The following is a 2,106-nucleotide window of genomic DNA, read 5'->3' on the forward strand; positions in this document are numbered from 1 at the left end:
GGGGCGGGGGGCTGGGCGTGGGCGGTTCGGTGTTGCCGGGGCCGGGCTGCAGGTCGAACTGGCTGATCGGGCTGCCGCCGAGCGCGGCGGCCATGTAGGAGGTCCAGATCCGTGCGGGGAAGGTGCCGCCGTTGACCCGCTCGTAGCCGGCGGTGCCGGCCAGCGACTCCTTGGCGTGGGTCTTCTTGTCCTCGCGGAACAGGCCGACGACGGTGGCGAGTTCGGGGGTGTAGCCGGCGAACCAGGCGGAGCGGTTGTCGTCGGTGGTACCGGTCTTGCCGGCGGCGGGCCGGCCGAGGGCCTGGGCGGTGGCGCCGGTGCCGCGCGGGCCGACGGTGTCGCGCAGCACGTCGGTGACGGCGTCGGCGCTGGTGCGGCTGACGGCGGTGGTGGCCTCGTGGGCGGGCAGTAGGGGCCGGTCGCCGGTGCCGGGGCGTTCCAGGGCGGTGACGGCCCAGGGGCGGATGGCCTGGCCGTGGTTGGCGAGGGCGGCGTAGACGGCGGCGAGGTCGAGGGCGCTGGGGGTGGCGGTGCCGAGCGTCATCGAGCTGTGGTCCGGGTCCATGCCCTGGAGGCTGTCGGGCAGGCCGAGGCGGATCGCGGTGCGGCGGACGTTGTCGAGTCCGGCGTCGATGCCGAGCTGGGCGTAGACGGAGTTGACCGAGCGCATCATGGCTTCGCGCAGGGTGATCTGCCCGTGGTTCTCGTTGTCCTCGTTGGGTGGGGCGTAGGGGGTGGGGCCGCCGACGACGAGGCGGCCGCTGGTGCCGTCGTACGGGGTCTGGGTGGTGATGGGCTTGCCGTCCTGGGTGGTGCGGTCTCCTTCGAGGGCGGCGGCGAGGTCGATGGGTTTGAAGGTGGAGCCGACCTGGTTGTCCTGGCGGAGCGCGTCGTTGTAGGGCTGGACGGCGTAGTCGGGGCCGCCGTAGGCGGCGACGATGCGGCCGGTGCCGGGTTCGACGGAGGCTCCGGCGACGCGGACGTCGGTGTCGGTGCGGGGGCGCTCGGCCGGGTCGAGTTCGGCGGTGAGTTCCTGTTTGACGGCGTTGACGAAGGCGTCCTGGCGGTTCTTGTCGAAGGTGGTGGTGATCCGCCAGCCGCCGGCCTTGAGGGTGGCGGTGTCGAGGACGCCGGTCTGGGTGAGCCAGTCGTCGGCGATGTCGACGAGGTAGCCGGCCTGGCCTTCGAGGCCGCCCGCCGGCTGCGGGTCGAGGACCTGGGGGAAGGCGGTCGCGGCGCGGGTGGCGGGGTCGAGGAAGCCGAGCGAGACCATGCCGTCGAGGACGTAGTTCCAGCGGGCGACGGCCTTCTCGCGGTTGGCGGGGGTGGCGGTCTTGACGTCGTAGGCGCTGGGGGCCTGCAGCAGGGCGGCGAGGTAGGCGCCCTGGGCGAGGTCGAGGTGGGCGGCGTCGGTGCCGAAATAGGCGCGGGCGGCGGTCTGGATGCCGTAGGCGCTGCGGCCGAAGTAGCTGGTGTTGAGGTAGCCGGTGAGGATCTCGTCCTTGCTGTCCTGCCGGTCGACCTTGAGGGAGATGAACAGTTCGCGGGCCTTGCGGGTGAGAGTCTGCTCCTGCGTCAGGTAGTAGTTCTTGACGTACTGCTGGGTGATGGTGGAGCCGCCCTGGAAGGCGCGGCCGCCCTGGCCGAGGTGGCTGACGTTCTGCCAGGCGGCGCGGACCATGCCCTTGAGGTCGATGCCGCGGTTGCGGAAGAAGGTGCGGTCCTCGGCGGAGACGACGGCGTCCCGGACGTGGGCGGGGACCTGGTCCAGGGTGACGTCCTCGCGGTTGACGGCGCCAGTGCGGGCGATCTCGGTGGTGCCGTCGGCGTAGTAGTACACGTTGCTCTGGGCGAGGGCGTGCGCGTTGGGGTCGGGGACGGGCACGGCCAGGTAGAGCGCGGCGAAGGCGCCGGTCGAGAGCAGCAGTCCGCCGCCGAGCAGGGTCAGCGAGGTGCGCCAGGTGGGGACGGTGCGGCGCCAGCGGGGGAGGCTGCGGCGGTGGTCGCGGCGGGCGCGGCGGCGCAGCCGGCGGCGGTCGCGGCGGGTGCCGGGCCTGCCGGGCGTCGTGCCGGGTCCGTCGGGCCGGTCGTTCTCGCGGTCGGGGC

Annotated in this window: 1 protein-coding gene; it reads right to left on the reverse strand. The window is 73.3% G+C overall.

The genetic code is table 11. The features are described from left to right. Window positions 1-2,106 (reverse strand): transglycosylase domain-containing protein (locus tag KSNIM_RS24075; protein ID WP_263108088.1); only part of this gene is annotated, 2,106 nt, incomplete at both ends.

The sequence above is a fragment of the Kitasatospora sp. DSM 101779 genome, from assembly GCF_025655475.1.
Taxonomy (GTDB): domain Bacteria; phylum Actinomycetota; class Actinomycetes; order Streptomycetales; family Streptomycetaceae; genus Kitasatospora.